Annotated in this window: 19 protein-coding genes; 10 read left to right on the top strand and 9 right to left on the bottom strand. The window is 34.7% G+C overall.

All coding sequences use genetic code 11. From position 1 onward, the window contains the following. Positions 1-30 precede the first annotated feature (30 nt). Complete coding sequence (locus tag K350_RS0102425; RefSeq protein ID WP_211236705.1) at positions 31-1,224, top strand: AAA family ATPase; 1,194 nt, start codon at positions 31-33, stop codon at positions 1,222-1,224. Between the two features lie 48 nt (positions 1,225-1,272). Here the strand turns inward: K350_RS0102425 and K350_RS0102420 are convergent, their stop codons facing one another. Continuing rightward, entirely contained in the window at positions 1,273-1,605 is a 333-nt protein-coding gene (locus K350_RS0102420; protein WP_028978558.1) for a hypothetical protein, read from the bottom strand. Between the two features lie 328 nt (positions 1,606-1,933). On the opposite strand from K350_RS0102420, the gene K350_RS32510 reads away from it, so the two are divergent. Then, positions 1,934-2,098 (top strand): hypothetical protein, encoded by a 165-nt coding sequence (locus K350_RS32510; protein ID WP_162144116.1) that lies wholly within the window; start codon positions 1,934-1,936, stop codon positions 2,096-2,098. A 124-nt stretch (positions 2,099-2,222) separates the two neighbouring features. Here the strand turns inward: K350_RS32510 and K350_RS27060 are convergent, their stop codons facing one another. Next, positions 2,223-2,639 carry a lysozyme inhibitor LprI family protein gene (locus K350_RS27060; RefSeq protein WP_037573590.1) on the bottom strand — a complete coding sequence of 139 codons (417 nt, stop codon included), beginning with the start codon at positions 2,637-2,639 and terminating at the stop codon, positions 2,223-2,225. A 207-nt stretch (positions 2,640-2,846) separates the two neighbouring features. On the opposite strand from K350_RS27060, the gene K350_RS0102400 reads away from it, so the two are divergent. Beyond that, complete coding sequence (locus K350_RS0102400; protein WP_028978556.1) at positions 2,847-3,368, top strand: DinB family protein; 522 nt, start codon at positions 2,847-2,849, stop codon at positions 3,366-3,368. 18 nt (positions 3,369-3,386) lie between these two features. Here K350_RS0102400 and K350_RS27055 read toward each other — a convergent pair whose 3' ends face one another. Then, positions 3,387-5,159, bottom strand: a complete 1,773-nt coding sequence (locus K350_RS27055; RefSeq protein ID WP_162144115.1) for a 7TMR-DISM family protein — start codon at positions 5,157-5,159, stop codon at positions 3,387-3,389. Positions 5,160-5,685: 526 nt separating this feature from the next. Here K350_RS27055 and K350_RS0102390 point away from each other — a divergent pair. Genes K350_RS0102390 through K350_RS0102380 form a run of 3 tightly spaced genes read left to right on the top strand, consistent with a single transcriptional unit; the run spans position 5,686 to position 11,158 of the window. Beyond that, positions 5,686-6,972 carry a TolC family protein gene (locus K350_RS0102390; RefSeq protein ID WP_162144114.1) on the top strand — a complete coding sequence of 429 codons (1,287 nt, stop codon included), beginning with the start codon at positions 5,686-5,688 and terminating at the stop codon, positions 6,970-6,972. Positions 6,973-6,987: 15 nt separating this feature from the next. Further along, entirely contained in the window at positions 6,988-8,052 is a 1,065-nt protein-coding gene (locus K350_RS0102385) for an efflux RND transporter periplasmic adaptor subunit (protein ID WP_028978554.1), read from the top strand. Position 8,053: 1 nt separating this feature from the next. After that, on the top strand, positions 8,054-11,158 hold the full coding sequence (locus tag K350_RS0102380; protein WP_028978553.1) for an efflux RND transporter permease subunit: 3,105 nt from the start codon (positions 8,054-8,056) through the stop codon (positions 11,156-11,158). Between the two features lie 17 nt (positions 11,159-11,175). On the opposite strand, the gene K350_RS0102375 is transcribed toward K350_RS0102380, so the two are convergent. Continuing rightward, on the bottom strand, positions 11,176-11,835 hold the full coding sequence (locus K350_RS0102375; protein WP_028978552.1) for an acyl carrier protein phosphodiesterase: 660 nt from the start codon (positions 11,833-11,835) through the stop codon (positions 11,176-11,178). A 338-nt stretch (positions 11,836-12,173) separates the two neighbouring features. On the opposite strand from K350_RS0102375, the gene K350_RS0102370 reads away from it, so the two are divergent. The 3 genes from K350_RS0102370 to K350_RS0102360 all read left to right on the top strand — a co-directional run bounded on the left by K350_RS0102370 (position 12,174) and on the right by K350_RS0102360 (position 13,573). After that, positions 12,174-12,713 carry a glutathione peroxidase gene (locus K350_RS0102370; RefSeq protein ID WP_051312820.1) on the top strand — a complete coding sequence of 180 codons (540 nt, stop codon included), beginning with the start codon at positions 12,174-12,176 and terminating at the stop codon, positions 12,711-12,713. A gap of 79 nt (positions 12,714-12,792) precedes the next feature. Continuing rightward, positions 12,793-13,266 (top strand): DUF6495 family protein, encoded by a 474-nt coding sequence (locus K350_RS0102365; protein ID WP_028978550.1) that lies wholly within the window; start codon positions 12,793-12,795, stop codon positions 13,264-13,266. After that, complete coding sequence (locus tag K350_RS0102360; RefSeq protein ID WP_245598410.1) at positions 13,253-13,573, top strand: RNA polymerase alpha subunit C-terminal domain-containing protein; 321 nt, start codon at positions 13,253-13,255, stop codon at positions 13,571-13,573. The genes K350_RS0102365 and K350_RS0102360 overlap by 14 nt, the downstream gene beginning before the upstream one ends. Before the next feature lie 68 nt (positions 13,574-13,641). Here the strand turns inward: K350_RS0102360 and K350_RS0102355 are convergent, their stop codons facing one another. Beyond that, positions 13,642-14,412, bottom strand: coding sequence for a class I SAM-dependent methyltransferase (locus K350_RS0102355; RefSeq protein ID WP_037573588.1), 771 nt, complete (start codon positions 14,410-14,412; stop codon positions 13,642-13,644). Positions 14,413-14,517: 105 nt separating this feature from the next. Between K350_RS0102355 and K350_RS0102350 the strand changes: the two genes are divergently transcribed. Further along, positions 14,518-14,904: a MerR family transcriptional regulator gene (locus K350_RS0102350; RefSeq protein WP_051312779.1), complete on the top strand. Its 387-nt coding sequence runs from the start codon at positions 14,518-14,520 to the stop codon at positions 14,902-14,904. 2 nt (positions 14,905-14,906) lie between these two features. On the opposite strand, the gene K350_RS0102345 is transcribed toward K350_RS0102350, so the two are convergent. From K350_RS0102345 to K350_RS0102325, 4 genes are all read right to left on the bottom strand, one after another. Continuing rightward, a complete protein-coding gene (locus K350_RS0102345; RefSeq protein WP_028978546.1) occupies positions 14,907-16,058 on the bottom strand; it encodes a WG repeat-containing protein in 1,152 nt (383 codons plus the stop codon). A gap of 215 nt (positions 16,059-16,273) precedes the next feature. Continuing rightward, positions 16,274-17,401, bottom strand: a complete 1,128-nt coding sequence (locus K350_RS27050) for an MBL fold metallo-hydrolase (RefSeq protein ID WP_245598409.1) — start codon at positions 17,399-17,401, stop codon at positions 16,274-16,276. A 354-nt stretch (positions 17,402-17,755) separates the two neighbouring features. Next, complete coding sequence (locus K350_RS0102330; protein ID WP_028978545.1) at positions 17,756-18,751, bottom strand: glycoside hydrolase family 5 protein; 996 nt, start codon at positions 18,749-18,751, stop codon at positions 17,756-17,758. Positions 18,752-19,023: 272 nt separating this feature from the next. After that, complete coding sequence (locus tag K350_RS0102325; RefSeq protein ID WP_028978544.1) at positions 19,024-20,151, bottom strand: helix-turn-helix domain-containing protein; 1,128 nt, start codon at positions 20,149-20,151, stop codon at positions 19,024-19,026. Positions 20,152-20,288: the final 137 nt, after the last annotated feature.

Raw genomic sequence — 20,288 nt, 5'->3', positions numbered from 1 at the left:
ATTGTTTTTGTACCTTTAGGTATAATACCAATGAGTATAATACCTTTAAGTCCTATGATTATATCTCCCTTTGCATACGGCAATACTGTATCATCGACAGCATTTACCAATCGTGAAAATGAAGTAAAGCGCTTAAAAGACAATCTGTTGAATGGTATTAATACCACCATTATCTCTCCCCGCAGATGGGGAAAATCATCACTTGTAGAAAAAGTGGTATCAGAAATCAGAAAAGATTATCCGAAAGAATACAGGGCTGTAGTAATAGATCTCTTTACTCTTGGAAGTCAGGAAGAATTTCTTGAAACATATGCGAGAGAGGTTATAAAAGCTTCTTCGGGTAAGTGGCAGGAATGGATTGGATATGGAAAGGAATTATTTAAAAAACTTATTCCCAAAATAACCATGGGGCTTGATCCTGAAAATGATTTCAGTCTTAGTTTTGACTGGAAGGATCTTAGGAAACATAGTGAGGAGATTTTGAATCTCCCGGAAACTATAGGTCAAAAAAAGGGCATCAAATGGATTATCTGCCTTGATGAATTCCAAAATATTTCTGGTTATAATGATTATGAAAATTTTGAGAAGAAACTTCGGGCTGTATGGCAAAGACAGAAGAACGTAGCTTACTGCCTCTTTGGAAGTAAGAGGCATATGATGTCTGATATTTTTAATAATCCATCAAAGCCATTTTATAGATTTGGCGATATCATGCTTCTGCCAAAAATTGAAGAAAGTCGTTGGGTTGATTTTATAACTACCAAGTTTGCTGAGACCAATAAAATAATTACTAAGGAAGATGCAAGATTTATATCTGTGCTTATGAAAAATCATTCCTGGTATGTGCAGCAACTGGCCCACTATACCTGGAATAGCGCTGTTCCTGTAGCTACAAGAGCTAATATTGAGAATGCTTTACTGGAGCTTATTCAGGCGAATACTCCCTTTTATCAGAAAGAAGTTGAAACTGTAAGTGCGACTCAGCTGAATCTGCTGAAGGCCATAGCAAAAGGAGAGGCTCAATTTACTTCAACACAAGTTATGAATATGTATCAGTTAGGAACTCCAAGGAATGTAAGTAAAAATAAAGTCATTCTTCTGAATGCAGATATAGTGCACGAAATAAATAATACATATGAATTCCTTGATCCTGCTTTTGAACTGTGGTTTAGAAAACAATATTTCAATCAACCTTATTTTAAAAAAACAGATAGTGTAGGATAGGGTTTGTGAGTGCTTATTAATTTGAGTCAATCAAAATGATAAAGCTTATTAAATGAGCAGGATTTGTGGAACAAAGATGGGGGTTGGGCCAGATAATGGACAAAGTAATCTTACTTCACAAGAGAAATCACTACTTTCAAAGTAAGCTATCCCTTTGATAATTTCTTTTACAATAACTTGTCCATGCTCCGGCACAATTGCCATACTGCCTGTTATGATGTTTGCTGCAAGTCTCAGATCGCCCTTGATTCTACTACCTGTTTTAAAAGTATAACAAAGATATTCGTAGTGGATAGGGTATAGTTGGTCCTCAACAGATACGCTGCTTCCATCGGACTGAACAATCCCAATATAGCTTGCTCCTTGATTATAATTATCCATTGTGAGTAAAAAAAATAACTAATAGGTAAAAATCTAAAAACTGCTTTCTATAAATATTTTCCGGAAATGTTCGGAAGGTATTGAATAGTAATGCTATTGGAGAAGTGAAATTTAGTATGTATTCAATCTCCTAAAATTATTTTATTGTAATTGTAAAGGAAAGTTAACTAATTTATTTTAAATGTTTTTACTAATTGGTATTTTTTAATTAAAAAAAATATGTTTAAACAATTGAGAGTGAGAGGTAATTGGGTACTTAAACTGCAATATTTAACTTGTAACAATATAAATCAACATAAGCCCTAAAGCGCCACCTATGGAATAGATAATGCTGCAAAGAATTAGAAATATACCAACAGACTCTCCTAAATCACTTTTTACTTTTCTTGCTTTGATGAATAAAGTATATCCTGATATTACTCCTAGTATACCACAGGGTAACATTGAGATCAGAAATAATGCCCAGAAGAGCATTTCTGTTTGTTTGAAATAAACTTGGTCTATTATGAATATTAGTAATAAAAAAAAAGGGAGAGCTAAATTAGCAATTGTCAGTAAGAAGAAATTTAATAAACTAATCTTCTCTGTTTTGCTGAATAAAAAATTAATCATAGGTTTTACTCAATTCTTTTAATAATATCCAGTACTCTTTTTCTAACAAAGTCGGCTTTGTCATCATAAGTGACCATATACATATCATTCCCCCATTCTCCGGAAGTAACCTTTTCATTAAAGATCCGATTTTGGTCTTCAAAATATGCATCCCTTTCTTTAAGCCATTTAAGCTGCTCCTCTTTTAATTTAGATTTTTCAGCTTCATTTAATGAAGCGCGAAGTTTTTTATAAGTTAAGTTCAACATACTGTCCATTTCCAGATAGTATTTTCTTGAACAACCTAACATATTGATTCCAGAATCAAGGCATTTTAAATGATCCTGATATATCCTATCCATGCTATTTTTAAGCTGAGCATTGGCAGAAACATTAAAAAAAATAAACATTAAAATACAGGTATGCTTTGTGTAATTTTTCATGAATTTAACTGACAAGTTCTACCAAAATAAAGAAAAGGATACAATTAGTATTTTACTCTTTTCGGTGAAGTTTTTATGATGAGTATTAGATTTAAATATATTGAAAAAAGGACAATCTTCAGTATAATTCTGCCAGAACCCTTTGATACACTATCAAATTTTTATATTTGCATTGATATAACTTGTTACTAAGTTTTTAAATACTATATGAATAAATCTGAAATAAATCCAATGCCTGATTTCTTTGACAGATACATAGATTTAGTTGAAGAACCAGATCTTTTGACAGCTATGAAGTTGTCAATTCAAAATCTTAAAACGCTTGATGTAAGTTTCCTTAAGAATATAGGGGATCGTGTATATGCACCTGGAAAGTGGACTATTAAACAGATTATTCAGCATATCATAGATAATGAGCGAATACAGTCATACAGGGCTTTAAGATTTTCCAGGAAAGATGAAACTGTATTACCTGGCTATGATGAGGCATTACTTGCAAGTAATGCAGATACAACAAACAGGACAATAGAAGATATGCTTGAGGAACTAATTGTAGTGAGACAATCCTCTATACTTCTTTTTAAATCATTTTCAGAAGATATGTATCTTAGTAAAGGTATTTGCTTTAACAGAGAAATATCTGCGTTAGGGCTAGGCTTTGTGATTGTAGGTCATGAGGCGCATCACTTCAATGTAATAAAGGAAAGGTATTATCCTTTATTTAAGTAAATAGCTGTAGCGGAAAGATCATACTGGCCGGGATTGTTCTTTAGCAGTATTACTGTTATAGAATATCTTTCCCCAATCTTTAGAATTCAATTTGCCAGTTCCAGAACTGTTAATGGAATCTACAATCTTCTTCTTAAATGCCCAACAAGTCTTTTGTCTTAAGTCAAGTTTTTCTGATAATTCATGTGATGAAATATTCTTGTTGGCTAATACAAGATAAGACAGATAAAATGTTTGGGTGATTGGAAGCTTTGAATTATGAAAGATCGTATATGTGGTAACTGACTCATCATAGCCACACTTGGTGCATCTTTTAGAATAAGGAGTTTTGCCTGCGGATGAATTTTTGTTGCTACATTTTTTACAACTATATCCTTTAGTCCATTTAATTTCGGATAGATATTTAAAGCAGCTTTCCTCATCAGGATATATCTTCTGAAACTCTTCAAGTGTAACGTCTTTGAGCATCAGACGGGCTTTGGTAATATCCTTGATATTTTGATTTAGTGCCTTGTTGTCAATTTCAAGAAGCTTATTGAGATCTTCAATCTGTTTGCTCTTTTCTTCCAGGTTTGATAATGCAATTGCCAGTTCCCGATTTTTGCGATTGACTTCTTCTGTCCTTTCTCTTACTTTAAGCTCCAGTTCCTGGTTTATTGAATCTTTCAACTTTTCATTTTCCTGCAATTGGGCTATGAGCATTTTGTCAATGCGAGTTTTTTCCTCCTTTTCAATTTTCAGTCTTTGGCCCAGTGCCGACGAGAACAGTACGACTTCCAGAAGAAAGCCAAAATTAAGACTGTAAACAGTATAGATGTTTGAAGCAACAAATCCGTTTATCCTTAATATAAAAATAGAAAATGATGCAAGGAATAATGAGAATGCTAACAAAAAGTATTTAGCAGACTTGTTACCTCTTTTAGCTGCTGTTATTCCTGCTATGAATATCAATAGGAACGGAAGCAAGTAAAAGTATCTTATCCATGAAATCTGAAGAAAAAAATTGTTGAGGCAGAACATCAAGCAATAAACAATCAAACTAAGGTCGATTCCCCTTCTTAGTTTTGGTGCATATTGATTCAATGAAAGAAAGTTTTTCGAATAAAAAACAAATGCAGTGATCAGAAATATCGGTGCATATTGAATTAGCTCATTAAATTGGGGAAGATTGGGCCACACGTACTGAAATCCAAGCCCGTCTTCAGAAAAGGAATTAAGGGAATAGCAAACTACATATGCTACATAATACAGGTATACGATTTCCTTAGTTGAAAAATATATGAATATATTGTAAACGGACATGATCAGGAGGATGCCATAAAAAATGCCTAGATAGTAGTATTCACTTAACGCATAATCCAGAAATTTCTGTGGGGTTCTGATACAAATGTCTGGCCCGGTGTAATAGTTGTTTTGTATAGAAAAAAGAATGGTAGCCTTTTCATCCTTGTAAAATTTTATAGGGAATATGAAATTTTTATGTTGTGAAATTCTGGATGAAAATTCATTTAAATAACCAGTCTTAGAAAAATGAGTTGTGTCATTTCCAGAAATGATAAAAACATCTAGGGCTTGTATATGCGGATCCAGGATTTCAAAAAACCATTCTTTACGATCTTCTAATTTATTAGCGACTTCTAATCTAAACCAATAAGTCGAGTTTTTATCAAATTCACTGGATTTATAGGAATTGTAAGTCTGGAAATTTCTCAGGTTCAGCTGATTAACAGTAAGCTTATTTGTTTGGTCTTTATAAAATTTAAAATAATTGTAAATACTATCCTCTCTCATCCGAGTAGCGTTCTCTTTTAAATAAAAAACGCTGCTGGCAAAGCCATGTCCAGTAAAAGAAAATAAGAAAAGGAAGAATAGATATTTAAAACACTTCATTAGACTCTCATAGCTCATTATCAACAAATGAAGATAGTAATTTTTCAGCACTTTATTGGGATAATTTAGGGTAAATTTTACCTGAAGCTTGCATTTAAAGTAGAAAACAACGTGGCAATCATAAATTCTATAAACATTCGGGGGGGAAATGTATTAGTATTCAATCGGGAATTAAGCGTTCTAACTTTTATTTGAAGCAATGGAAATGGAATAGGTTTAAAAAGTAGATCAATGATTAATATATAGATTAAAAGTTCCTGCAATTTTTGTGATGCGTATAGGTAAGATAGGTACAATAAATTTAAAGTTTTTTTTCTCTCAACTGATTCTTTCTTCAAAAAGAAGTATAAGGATCAGTATGTTATATAATTTTGTATGTATCACTTTCTTTTTGCTTCCTATAATTTCAGCATCTAGTCAAACTAGTATGGATCTGTCTCAATGCATAGATTATGCACTGGTACATCATACAGATGTTCTTTCTGCTCACATTGATGAAGAAATAGCTCTTCAAAATGTTAGGAAGGTTGCCTCTTCAGGTTATCCTCAAATCAATGTATATGGTACTTTTGATGATAATATAAAAATACCTTTGGTTGCATTGCCTGCAATATTTTTTGACAGAACTGCTCCAGCGGATGCCATTGTGCCTGTTCGTTTTGGGGTGCAGTATTCAAGTTCCGCATATGCTCAGCTGGATCAGATTATATATATGGGAAGTTACTGGGTCGGCTTGAAAGCTTCCAAAGTCAGCCGGGTTTATTATTGCCAATCTTCACAACAGGTCATAGAAAATACCATTTACAATGTAAGTAGATCATACTTTCAATACCTTGTTTCTGTTCAAAAAGTAGAGGTTCAAAAATCCAATCTGGAGAAAAGTCAGAACCTTTTTAAAATAGTCGATCTTCAGTTTAAGAACGATGTTGCTACAAAGGCCGACAGGGATAGGGTTTTTGTAGATTATAACAATCAGCTTACGGAATTAAAGTCACTTCAGAGATCAGTCAAAGCTTCTTTAAATCAGTTAAAGTTTCAGATTGGAATGCCTGTAAGTGAACCGGTCGAAATTACTAGTGTTAATGCTGATACTACCACTTTATTTCAATTGGAAGAATTGCCTGATAAGCCTAATTATTGGAGAAGAGCTGATTATAAATTGATGCAAACGCAAAGGGAATTGGGAGCTCTTCAAGTGAAACAATATACCTCCGAATATCAACCTCAGCTCACAGCTTTTGGTAAGTATCAGTATCAGTCATTTTCTGAAGAATTTAATCTTTGGAAAACAGAATGGTTTAATAGCCAGGTGGTAGGACTGAGGCTCACAGTGCCTGTTTTTAGCGGCTTCAAGAGAAGTTCTCAAGTCCAGCAATATAAGCTCGAATTAAAAAAAACAGAAATAAATATTTCCCGACTTGAGCAGCAGATCAATATAGAACTGTCTAATGCTGTAGATGATTTTAATACATCTGTAGATAATATAAGGCTTGCAGGTGAAAATATTAAGCTTGCTCAACTTGTTTATGATAGCGAAATATTGTCCTATAAAGAGGGAGTTGGAGCATACTCTGATTTTCTCAATGCGACGAACTCCTTAAAAGTCGCTCAGGTAAATTATATAACCTCTCTGTTTAATGCTTACCTGGCAAGATTGGAACTCGCAAAGTCTCAGGGTAGAATCAATGAAGTTATTAAATGGATTGGTAAATAGTTAATATCAGGAACGATGACAAAGAAGAGAAGCTATATATTAATTATTGTATTAGCAATAATCTTTGTGTTAGTTGTACTTAGGCTTTGCAGCAATAAAAAAGAAATTGACAAATCTAAAGAGACAACAACAACTTCACCAAAGGTAAGTGTAAATGTCTATAAGGTAATTAGACAAAATATTTCAGAAGAACTTCAATTATTGGGTACAATTATACCAAATAAAACAGCTGTGGTAATTTCTGAAATTCAAGGTAAGATTATAGATCTGCCTATTGAAAAAGGGGATGTGAAAGACAAAGGAGCTCTCTTGGCTCAGGTAGAAAGTAAGGAGCAAACGGCAGCAGTTAAAAAATCCGAACTTGCGTTGGAAAAGGCAAGAAAGGATGTAGAAAGATATACCAAGCTCTATAAAGGAAACGCTGTGACAAAGCAGCAACTTGAAGAGGCCAAGATTGCACTGAAGACTGCCGACTTTAACCTTCAGCAGGATAAAAAGAAATTATCTAATGCCTCTATTAAAGCTCCCTTTAAGGGAATGATCACAGAAAGGTTTGTTGAGCCTGGATCTGCGATTATGGCAGGTAATCAGATTGCAAGAATAGTAGACGTTTCTTCATTGAAGATAGACCTATCTGTCGCAGAAAAAGATGCTTATAAGCTAAAGGTTAATGATAAAGTGAAAATTACTACCAATATTTATCCAGACACTGTATTTCAGGGAATCATCACTTTCATAAGCCCAACAGGAGATGATGCGCACAACTATAATGTAGAAATCAGATTTCATAATCCCAAGGAAAAATCTCTTAAAGCAGGAACATTTGTGAATGTAGGTTTTGGAATTTTAACACAAGGAAATCCATTGGTAATCCCAAGAGAATCTCTTGTCGGGAGTGTCGATGATCCTCAGGTTTATATCATAGAGAAAGATACAGCGAGGCTACGGTCAATAAAAATCGGACAATCTTTTCCTGAGAAAGTAGAAGTAACCAAAGGTTTGAAAGATGGGGATCAGATTGTGAAAACCGGATTGATAAATTTAAAAGACAAAACACCTGTTCAGATAATAGGACAATAATATGTCGATTACAGAAATAGCGATCAAGAGGCCAACTTTGATAGTAGTGATATTTACAGTTCTTTCCATTGTAGGTATTATATGCTATCAAAGGCTGAATTATAACTTGTTTCCGAAGTTTGAGATGCCGGTTATTTCTGTTGTTACCATTTATCCCGGAGCTTCTCCTGGGGTAATGGAAACCTCCGTTACTAAACCATTGGAAGATGCTGTTGCTACGCTTGAAAATCTGGATAAGATAGCTTCAATATCTCAGGAGGGGGTATCTTTTATTACCATTCAGCTTACTAATGATGCCAATGTAGATATTGCTCTTCAAGATGCACAAAGGAAGATCAATTCTGTATTGTCAACTCTTCCGGACGACGCAGAAACGCCTTCTTTGAATAAATTTTCCTTTGATGATCTTCCTATATTACAGTTCAGTGCATCTTCAAAAATGTCACCTATGGAATTTTACCAACTCATGGATAATCGTATACGTCCTGAGTTGTCAAAGATTTCCGGTATGGGCCAAATAACGCTTGTAGGTGGGAAAAAGAGGAAGATAATGGTAAATGTAAAGAGGCAAAGGCTGGAAGCTTATGGTATTTCACTTTCTCAGATTGTAAATGTTATTAAAGCCGGCAATCAAGAAGTACCGGCGGGTGAAGTAAAAGGTAAGACGGATCAGTTTGATCTGCGGGTGGAAGGGGAGGTCAAATCACTGGATCAGTTGGCTAATCTTGTCGTATTAAAGGGAAAAGACGGTGGGCTTGTCAGACTGTCTGAGGTCGCAGAGGTCACAGACGCTACGGAAGAAGTAGAAACGTTAAGCCGGATAAATTATAAAAGTTCAATTGGCGTTTTGATTCAAAAGCAAACGGATGCTAACACTGTTCAGGTTTCTGAAGAAGTAAAAAAAATGCTTCAGGATCTGCAAGTGGAATATAAAGATATCGGACTGAATTTTATAGTTTCATCGGATACCTCCACATTTACACTGGCTGCTGCACATTCAGTTCTTGAAGATCTTATGTTTGCAATTATTCTGGTGGCCCTTGTAATGTTGGTATTTCTTCACAGTATAAGGAACGCTGCAATAGTGATGGTGGCTATACCACTGTCAATCGTTTCTACTTTTATTGCAATGTATATTTTTAATTTTTCTCTTAACCTCATGACATTGATGGCGCTGTCACTTGTGATAGGCATCCTTGTGGACGACTCCATTGTGGTGTTGGAAAATATCTACAGGCACCTTGAAATGGGAAGTGATCAGAGGACAGCTGCTCTGGAAGGTAGGAATGAAATAGGTTTTACCGCATTGTCAATCACTCTTGTCGACGTTGTGGTATTTGGTCCACTTTCCCTCGTAGGAGGACTTATCGGGAATATTCTCCGTGAATTTTCAATAGTGGTAATGGTCTCTACACTGATGAGCTTATTCGTAAGTTTTACCGTCACTCCTATGCTTGCTTCCCGATTTTCCAGAATACTTAAATTTTCAAATGAGACTTTGTTCGGAAGGTTTAATAACTGGTTTGAAAAGAAATTCGAAGAGCTTAAAGAAAATTATACAACACTTCTTAAGTGGTCTTTGCGGCACAGACTGATAGTGACTTGCCTCATTGTATTAATGTTTATAGCTTCATTCTCTTTGATACCGCTGGGCTTAATTGGAAGTACATTTATTGCGGAAGGTGATAGAGGGGAATTTGTGGTTACTCTTGAACTTGATCAGACAAGTACTTTATACCATACAAACCAGATTACAAGTGAGGTTGAAAAAATAATTCTCAAAAAACCTGTTGTAGTAAAGGTATTCTCTACTGTGGGGCAGTCTTCGACATTAGGATCCAATCAACCAGCCAATAATATTTCGCAGCTTACTGTAATCATGACAGATAAGAAAGAAAGAACTATCACAGTAGATGAATTCGCGAATGAAATCAAAAATGAAATTTCTCAGATTCCCGGCATTAAAGTGACATCGACTCCAACAGGTCTTACTGGTAGTGCAGACGATTTGCCTATTCAGATAGTAGTAAGAGGTGTTGATCTTAAAAACGTGATGTCTTATGCAAATGAAATATTGGCGACTATAAAAAAGATACCGGGAATCAGTGATCCTGATTTGTCTGTCAATGAAGGTAATCCGGAACTGGAAGTGAAACTTGATAGAGATAAAATGGCTAAATTAGGTTTATCTGTAGCAGATGTAGGAGGAACCCTGATGACGGCATTCACAGGAAATACAGATATTAAGTACAGAGAAGCTGATGAAGAATATGATATCAAAATTGTACTAGATCAATTTGATCGGAGAAATGTTGATGATGTGAAGCGACTGACTGTAATTAACCCAAGCGGACAACTTATCACACTGAGTCAGTTTGCAGTTGTTCAGCAAAGTCGGGGGCCATCTAAACTGGAGAGAAACAATCGTATTCCATCCGTCACAGTTAAATCGAATGTGGTTGGTCGACCTGTGGGTACAGTTGGTGATGAAATCCAGGAGAAAGTAAAAGGTCTGAAAAAACCTGGAGGAATAACTCTTTCTTATGAGGGGCAGCTTGAACAACAGGCAGAGGCTTTTACTAGTCTTTTAATTGCGTTTATGATTGGTATCGTATTCGTTTACCTGATAATGGTAGCGCTTTATAATTCATATACCTATCCGTTTGTGGTGTTGTTTTCAATTCCTTTGGCTATTATCGGAGCTTTGATTGCTTTGGCTCTGACTAAGGAAACCTTAAATATTTTTTCGATTCTGGGAATGATTATGATGATGGGACTGGTTGCTAAAAATGCCATTCTTCTGGTCGATTTTACCAATCATATGAAAGAAAAAGGTGCAAATACCTTTGATGCACTAATTGAAGCCGGGAGAGAAAGGATAAGACCGATTTTCATGACAACATTAACAATGATTCTCGGAATGATGCCGATTGCATTAGCTTCCGGAGCAGCTTCAGAGGCCAAAAACGGTCTGGCATGGGTCCTTATCGGGGGACTGACCAGTTCAATGTTTTTAACATTGATTTTTGTACCAATTGTCTATGAAACTATTGATGCTGTTATATATAGAATCAGTAAACGATTTAGTAAAAAAACAAATGTTTAAAATGCTCTAATATGCATTTAAGCATATATTTTATGTTGTAATTCAGTAATCTCAAAGTTAATAGGGGTTTCCTTTTCCATATCTTTCATAAAAAACATAAAGTCATTCTGAAAGCTGCTGTAATTCTCCATTAAGTCAAATATGCTTTCTTCAGAATTAACTCCTACTCTGGAAGTATGTGTAAGTTTTCTGATAATGGTATGAACCCCTTCAATCGTTTTATAATTGTCTAACCATGATTTGGATAGTATCTCCGGAAATTTTGCAATCGTGCTATTAGGTAGACTTGTAAGGTTCTTTATCAGGGCATTATGTATTTTAGCTGCAAAAATATCATAAGGCTCATTGGAAAAACTTTCCCAGTTTTTAGCTAAAAAATGATCAAAGAACACCTCTATTATAGCAAAATTATTTTTTTTGTTCTTCATTCTTAGCCTATTCATGCTGGTATGCATACGAGGGTGTTCAATGGCTAAAGATTTAATTTTCTTATTCAGAATTATACCTTCAATAACGTCATTGTTATATTTCTTATAATTGGAAATCTTAGACAATTCAGTTAGTAAAACACCTAATATTCTGTCTCTGGATTCTTCAGCTTTAAATGCATTAATTATAAAATTCATAAAGGTATCTTTTGTTCCGATTACAATACTAATTTGATTATTTAATTTCATAAAAACAATGGTTTTTAGATGTAAATAATTGATAATCAAAATATTACATAGTTGTTTGAGGCGCAATTTTATCAGTTGCTTATTTTATTAAAAAGTTGAAAATTTGAAAGAATTTCCCCTTTTGTTTGCGATTTATAAATTGTGGTTAGGCACAAACATCGCAATGATTATTTCTTAACTTTTTTAAAAAAAATCTACAAATAATAAATTATTAGTATAAAATTGGATAAAAATTGAGAAGTTAAACTTGGTAATCTTTTTAAATAAATATCATTTAAAGAATAATTAACTATATGACTTTCAGGCAAAAAATAACAAAACTGCTCTATCCTTTGATTATGAAATTAACCAAAAAGGATCAAGCTAAAGCGAAAGTGCTTAATAATGAAGGTAATGTAAGTGCACCTGTTTCATTTTATTCATTGAAAGCTATTAATAATAAAGGTCAGGAGGTTTCACTAAACCAGTATGAAGGAAAAAAGACAATAGTGGTAAATGTAGCATCAAATTGCGGCTATACCTCTCAGTATGATGCTCTTGAGAGAGTTTATGAAAAAGAGAAAAATAACCTGGTTATTCTTGGATTCCCTGCAAATGATTTTGGAGGACAGGAGCCTGGATCTGATCAGGAAATCGATAGTTTTTGCAGGATTAATTTTGGGGTTTCTTTTCCTTTATTTAAGAAAAGTTCTGTGCTTCAGCAAGATAAAAATGAAGTGTTTACATGGTTAACAGACCCAGGAAAAAATGGCTGGAATAGTCAATCCCCGGTATGGAATTTTTGCAAATACGTCATTGATGAAAAGGGCAATTTAATTGGATTTTATGCTTCTGCTGTAGATCCTGAAAGTGAACTTTTTAGTAAGGTGATTAAATAAAGATAGTTTATTTTCGATAATAGATTATTAAGATTGATACGGATAATGTGTACTTCAAATAAAATAAATAGAAATTCAAATGTCAGAATACAAACTCCTGAGTCTCGAAGAGCTGAAGGAAATGGAAAATGAGTTTGTTAATTACCTTGTCGTAAATGGTATTGCAGCAGAAGACTGGGAGCGAATGAAAAATGTAGAGCCAGCTAAAGCTGAACGACTTATTGAACTTTTCAGTGATATGGTTTTCGAAACGATAATGAGAAATGTACAGTTTTTGGAGTACAGAGAAAAAAAAGAACTGATAACATTTCAATGTCTGGGAGATAAATTGGTGTTGGTTGGAATGAAAGCTGAAGGAGATACAGATGCTGATTTTACTTCTCAGGAGTATATAAAAAAGTCAATGGTGTGTCCCCCCGATGGACTTAAAGTGTATACTTCAGAAAAAAAATATCAGAAAAAAAGAGAAATTGAATTATTTGAAATGACACAGAGAGGCTGTTTTATTACAGAGGGTAATCTCTTTAAAACTCTTTGTCTTGCTCTGGATTAATGCCACTATAAATATGTCCACTTCTGAGAAAAGTCTGAGAACCTGCAATGAAGGTCATCAATTTTATAAGAGCAGTGACTGTCCTGTCTGTCCTGTTTGTGAAGAAATGCGTAAACCTGCTACTGGTTTCCTATCTTTAATTTCAGCTCCTGCCAGACGTGCACTAGAAGGAAAGGATATCAGATCACTTCAACAGTTGTGTCAATACAGTGAAAAGGAAATTTTGCAGTTACATGGAATTGGTCCTTCTGCAATGCCTAAACTTAGAGAAGCCTTGAAGAAAGAAGGCTTAAGTTTTAAAGATTAATCAAATCGTTAAATATTAAAATTAAATCCCGAGACCTATGTTGTTATATAGCCTCGGGATTTTATGTTTTATGATTTAATGGCAATAACTCTTATTCTCGCATAGTCTGCAAACCATTTCCCATCCCGGAAAATTTTATCTTTTAAAGCGTTCTGCGTTATCTCAAGAACTTCTTCAATCTCTTGATTGGAAAGACCATTAAAGAACTTTTCACCAAACATACGGAACCAGTCTTTCACGCCATTTTCTTTATCTGCTAGCTCTGTTGGCCTGTCAAAATGGACTGCATAGATAACTCTGAAGCCTGACTTTTCAAGAAGAGAGGTAAATTCACCTATCGAAGGGAAATACCAGAATCGTATGTTAACATTTTCTGTATGCCCTTTGTCAATAAATGCTTTGTCCAATGCATTTAGCATATGATCCACATTTCCTTTTCCTCCAAACTCAGCAACAAACCGGCCTCCATGTTTTAAAGCATTGTAAACGTTATTGGTAACCTTTGCAGGGTTTGCAATCCAGTGAAATACGGCATTAGAAAAGATAGCATCGTACTTCATTTTATAATTCATGCTTTCTGCATCTTCAACATGAAAAGGAATATCAGTATAGGTCTCTTTTGCAGTATTAATCATGTCTTCAGAGTGATCAACTCCTTCAACGAAAGCTCCTGAAGTTGCTATAACTGAAGCCAGCTGACCTGTTCCACATCCAAGGTCAAGAATATACTCACCCTTTTGAGGATCCAAAAGTTTAGCAAGATCTTCTCCATAATTGGATACAAACTGGTGCTTTTTATCATATAAGGAACTATTCCATTTAATCTTATTTTCATTCATAATAATCAATACAATAGGTTTATAACACTATAAGTTGCGCATATCATCCGGATGTGAAAGCAAAGATAACGTTGGAGTCTACTCCATGGTCAAGAAAAATTTTTTATGTTTGGGAAAAAAGTATATTCGATTATGCTCATAGGCGAAATTTCATTGAAAACGGGTCTTTCAAGAGACACTATCAGGTATTATGAAAAAATAGGTTTGATAAAAATTAATAAAAGACAAAGGAGAGATAATAATTATAAAGAATATTCAGCAGAGATCATTGAGCGATTGGAGATAATAAAGCGAGCCAAGTATTTGGGATTTTCTTTGCAGGAAATAAAAGAATTAATAGATGCCTGGGCGAATAAAACACTCACAATTGATGAAAGGATAGAACTGTTTGAAAGTCGAATAGCCTTGCTGGACGAAAAAATATTAAGGTTAAATGAAGTAAAATCTTTAATTCGAAAAAGAATTAAACAAATAAAAGAAGATGGGAAGTAAAGTTATTTTACTACCATAAAATCACGGACATCTTCAAATTTTGCAGGGATTACAACTTCTCCGTTTTTATTAATGAATCCATATTTTTTACCTTCTTTAAACCAGGCGAGATTGTTATGAAAGGCTCCTGTAGATTCAAATTTGCATGGAATAATTTCTTTCCCTTTAAGATCAATGAATCCCATTCTACCATTAATAAAGATAGCTGTAAGGCCTTCGTTTATTTTGTTAACTACTTTATAGGTGGGACGTACGACCCATTTGCCTGAGGTATTGATTAAGCCATATAATATTTCACCATTAACCCTTCCAGGAAACCATGCTACATCATTTCTGAATTTGAGCAGATTTGAATAAGCCTCATCATAATTATCAATTTCAACAATGAGTGTGGTGTCTTTAAGAGGTAATACAGCCTGGTCTTTCATGTTTATGATCATCCAGGTTCCTCCGTTGATTCTGCCATTTTCATATATTCCCCCTTGGTTGGCAAAAGCTTTTTCTTCACTGAAGTTTGTTATCCAGCTGTATTGATAGGGTACAAGAGTATTTCCGGTGTTATCAATGACACCATATAGGAATTTACCATCAGCAGTTTTTTTTCCAGTAATTGCGAAGTTTCCTTGGAAGTTGAAGGCTGTGTCCCAGCGAGGAGAGATCAGAAGTTTTTTTTCTCTATTGATATAACCGGCTTTTCCGCTTTTAAATACAACCATAGCCTTTCCATTTTCAAAGTTGCTACAAAAGCGAAATTGAGCGGGAATCACTTTTTTTCCTACGGAATCCATAAATCCATATAATCCGTTTTCAAGAAATGCCAATCGTCCTTCGGAAAAATGTGAAAAGTTAAATTCTGGTAGTTGAATTACCCAGTTGTTATTTTTATCAATAAAACCATTCTTGATATCATCTTTGGTATATTGAACCACCTCGGCAACGTTGTCATGAAAATTATTGGCTTCTCCATATTGCGGAGCTATTACCCAGCTTCCGGAAGGATTAATAAACCCCCATACACCACCTGATTTTGCAGGGGCAAGCAATAAGGCCTGCTGGTCATCCTGACCTTTTAGGGTTGATATCAGACAAAATACAAATAGCAATAAAAGTTTATATGCTTTAGTATTCACTTCAGGAAATGATAGATTTATCAAACAAATTACCTCGTAATCTTCAGAAAATAAAGGATTTTGCCAAATTTTTGTTTGGATTAATAAAACCGGATTTAAAGGAAAATGTTATTGATCAGTATTTTATGATTTTTCTGGTGAAGACAATATTAACTTGTAAAAAGCCAATCCATTAGTAAAGAATGAAAAAACTTGTAAAAAAATAAGGATTCCAAATCTAGATCTGGAATCCTTATTTTTTAATTTAAGATCTCTGCTTCTGCATTTAAAGGCTGAGTCAAAGTCCACCAGTGACTAACAGGATAATGCTTATTTAATAATACTTTTTCCCCGATCATTGGTGTGGTGACTTTCACTTCAGTTCGTTGAGCATATTTTAAAACCCTTTCTACTGGCTCATTCCAGGCATGTAATGCTAGTGTAAATTTACCCCAATGTACAGGAAATAAAACTTTACTCTTCAGGTCAATATTCGCCTGCACAGTTTGTTCTGGGAGCATATGGATGTATGGCCACATCTCATTGTATTGCCCTGATTCCAATAGTGCGATATCAAATGGACCGTATTTATTACCGATTTCTTTAAAATGAGTATCATAGCCGGAGTCTCCGCCAAGGAACAATCTGTGAGATGGGGTAATCAAGGCGAAAGAAGCCCATAGCGTTTGGTTTCTATTCAAAATGCCTCGACCGGAAAAATGCCTTGCAGGTGTAATGGCTAATTTAATATTATCTGAAATACTCGTCTCTTCCCACCAGTCAAATTCCGAAATCTTATTTTGCGGTATGCCCCAGAACTCCAAATGTTCGCCGACTCCAAGCGGAGTTATAACTCTTTCTACTTTGGGAACCAGTTTAGTGATGGTTTCAAAATCCAGATGATCATAGTGATCATGACTTATGATAAGTAGATCTATCTGTGGAAAGTCTTCAACAGAATAAATACGTGTACCTGGGTAGTTTTTTGAACCTGCATATTTCACAGGGGAGGTACGTTCACTAAAAACAGGATCTACTAAAATATTTAATCCATCTATTTGAATAAAATAAGAAGAGTGGCCAAACCAGACAATTGAAGGTTCCTGAGATGCGGCGGCTTTAAGATCAGTTTTAACAGAAGGGATATTTGTGGAAGGCTCAGTATTCTGTTTCTTAGAGAAGTATTCCTTCAAAAGCTGCCAGTATGAACCATTTTCGGCCATAGTTGGGGTTTCTGAAAGATTTTGAAAACTACCGTTTTTATAGTTAGGGGATTGCTTTATCTTTTCAAGACGGGCTCCGGACGGATTTTTACCAAAAGATTTTTGCTGAAATATGATGACTGCAGCAAGGGTTAATAACAGTAAGATTGATAATAATATAATCATTGCTTTTTTTAATATACTCATCAGAAAAACTATGTGCGTGTAAATCTATTGACGGATGAAGGTCAATAATATTTTTGATGAGTACATTAAAAATTAAAATTTAATTTCACGAAGCAATGGGTAATTTACTTAAGTATGCCTATGAAAGGTAGAGACGGCATGCTGGTGGCTCAAAAGCTTTGATAAAGAACGATTATGGAAAATATTGCAGATATAACATTTCTCACTTTTGTATTCATGTAAATTAAAATGCAGCTCTAGTGGACAGAGAGACGCCATGCATGGCGTCTCTATATAATAGGGTCGAGGTCCATTTACTTTGAAATAGAAATTACATGACCAAATCTGTTAATCTTACTTTTTCCGTTTCAGAATAGGGGTGTTCTTAAGAATAAGTTCATTCCTGATATACTGACCTGAAGGAGTTAGATCTGTTTCTGACCAGTGAGATATGTCGGAAACAGGAAGTAATATAGACGCAGTTTCTTTTTTATTGGCTACTGACCAGTTGCACCAACTGATTTTATATTTGTCAAGAAATGCAAACCATTCGTTAGTTTCCTCAGGTCCAAATTTTCCGTTTCCGGAATAATCGCAGGTACCAAATTCGGTAACAAACAAGGCTACTCCTTTCTTCATAGCCTTTTCCGCTTCATCTCTTAAATATTGTCCGTGAGAAACCGCATAAAAGTGCAGGGTATAAGCAATATTCTTATCCTGAATCGGATCTTCAGCAGCTTCGCTGACCATTTGGGACCATTGTCTTGTTCCTACAACTATAATGTTATCCGGGTCATGCTCACGAATGGCTTTGATAACCTGTTCTGCATAGGGCTTGATAGATGATTTCCAATAGGTATCCTGCAATGGTTCATTGTAGATTTCATAAATAACATTCGGGTATTTTCCATATTTTCTTGCCATGGTGGAAAAGAATTTCTTTGCCAATTCAGGGTTTTTATGAGCATGATGACTGTGGTAATCGATGATCACATACATACCAAGTTTTATAGCAACATCAACCATATCTATAATTCTAAATAATTCATTTGGGTTTTCCTTATAACCTCCGTCTTCATCAACTCCCATCGCTAGTCTGATAATTGTACATTTCCAATCGTCGCGAAGCCAGGTCAGGGTTTGTTCAGTATAATATTGGCTCATCCATTGGCTCCAGAACATAGACATGCCCCTAAGCTGAACCGTGTCCCCGAATTCACTGACGATGTAATTTCCATTGACTGAAAGCTGACCATATTTCCTTACAATTGACTGTTGCGCGGATGATTGAATCGAAAAGCCCAGTACTAACAACAAAATTACTGATAAGCGTTTTGCATGTGTTTTCATATGATTTGATATTGTTTTAATGCAAAACTATCTGGCAATTATGAAATTGAATTTGTAAAAAATGATTTCCTTTTTGCTTTTTGGTAAGTGATAGATTATTAGGTGTTTATAAATGATTTGCAGAAATTGCAGTTTTCTTTGTAAAAGATTTAAGTTGTTGATTAATAGTTTATTTTTTGTTGAAGTGAAGATGCAGATTTAGTGACTTTGCAAAAAAAGAGACTTTCTTTGTAAATGTTTTAATTTGTTGGAAGATAGATAGTTATGTGTATTTAAATCTGAGCCTTATTTTTCTTGCGATAGTCATTAGGTGAGATACCTAAAGATTCTTTGAATACCCTATTGAAGTGAGAAATATTTCCATAGCCAACTTTATAAGCAATGTCAGATACAGGTAGGGTTAAATCCATTAACAACCTTTTTGCCTCGGTAAGGCGCAAATTATTGAGATATTGTTTAAAAGAAAGACTGAATGAGTCTTTAATCAGTGAGGATATTTTATTTTCAGAAAGTCCTGTTGCCAATTGTATTTTCTTAAGAGAAAGCTCCGGATCCTGGTAGTTGGTTGAAATAAAATTTATCACCTTCTGAAGATCCTGATCTGATTGACTGGTAATCTGTACAGGCGTATATTGAATTTCTATTTTTTGAACCTGTTCTTTGGGTTTTTTCCGTGTAAATGAAATGATTCCTATGATTAGAAAATAACAGATTAAAACAACACCTGCAGTTTGATAAAAAAAGCCCACATTTTTGGTAAATTTTAACTCCCTTATTGAAATAGAATCCGGAACATTTTTACCCAGCAGCTGGCAATTCTGAATGTTAATGATTTTGGTCTTATCGAATTCCAGCGACTTAAAATCCTTTTCGGAAACATTGTTTTCCGCATACCACCACGTAGGAGTAATAAACTTATCAAGAGGTATAATGAATTTGCTTTGATCTTTTTTCAGATCAACGTCTTTTACAAGATATCTATAAGTAAGTGTTTTTTCCGGATTGGTAAAACCTGTAGCATGCAATCCCAGGATCACCTGAGGTCTTTTACCTGTAGTTGCCTGAATGTCCATCTCCAGGTAGTCATATGAAGTCAGATCAAAAAAAGAGTTGTCTTTGGCGAATAATGTAACTCCGGCATAAGGAAACTGGTAGCCTTCTCCAAGTTTATAACTAAATGTAATGAGGGTGTCATTTACTTTAATATTATAAACAGTAGATGCTTTCTCAGGAGATTTCAAAGAATCAGAGTATGAATATATTAAAAAGTTTGCCGTATCAGCTGCGTAAGGAATAAGAGAAATGGTCTGGTGAGGTCTTCTCCAGGAATAATAAAGAGAGAATATAATTACCGGTAGGATGATCCATATGATTAACCGATTGAAAAAACCTTGTACCATGAATTAAAATAAATCGACTTAAAAATAAATAAAGAATCTGTCTAAAAAAAGCTATAAACAAATGATATGATTTCTTATTTGTGTGACTTATGTTACATTCAATGAGGTCCCTTGAATTTGGAAATCAAATGGTAAAA

Origin of the sequence: Sporocytophaga myxococcoides DSM 11118 (assembly GCF_000426725.1) — a bacterium.
Classification (GTDB): Bacteria; Bacteroidota; Bacteroidia; order Cytophagales; family Cytophagaceae; genus Sporocytophaga; species Sporocytophaga myxococcoides.
This window is presented reverse-complemented; position numbering and strand designations above follow the sequence as displayed.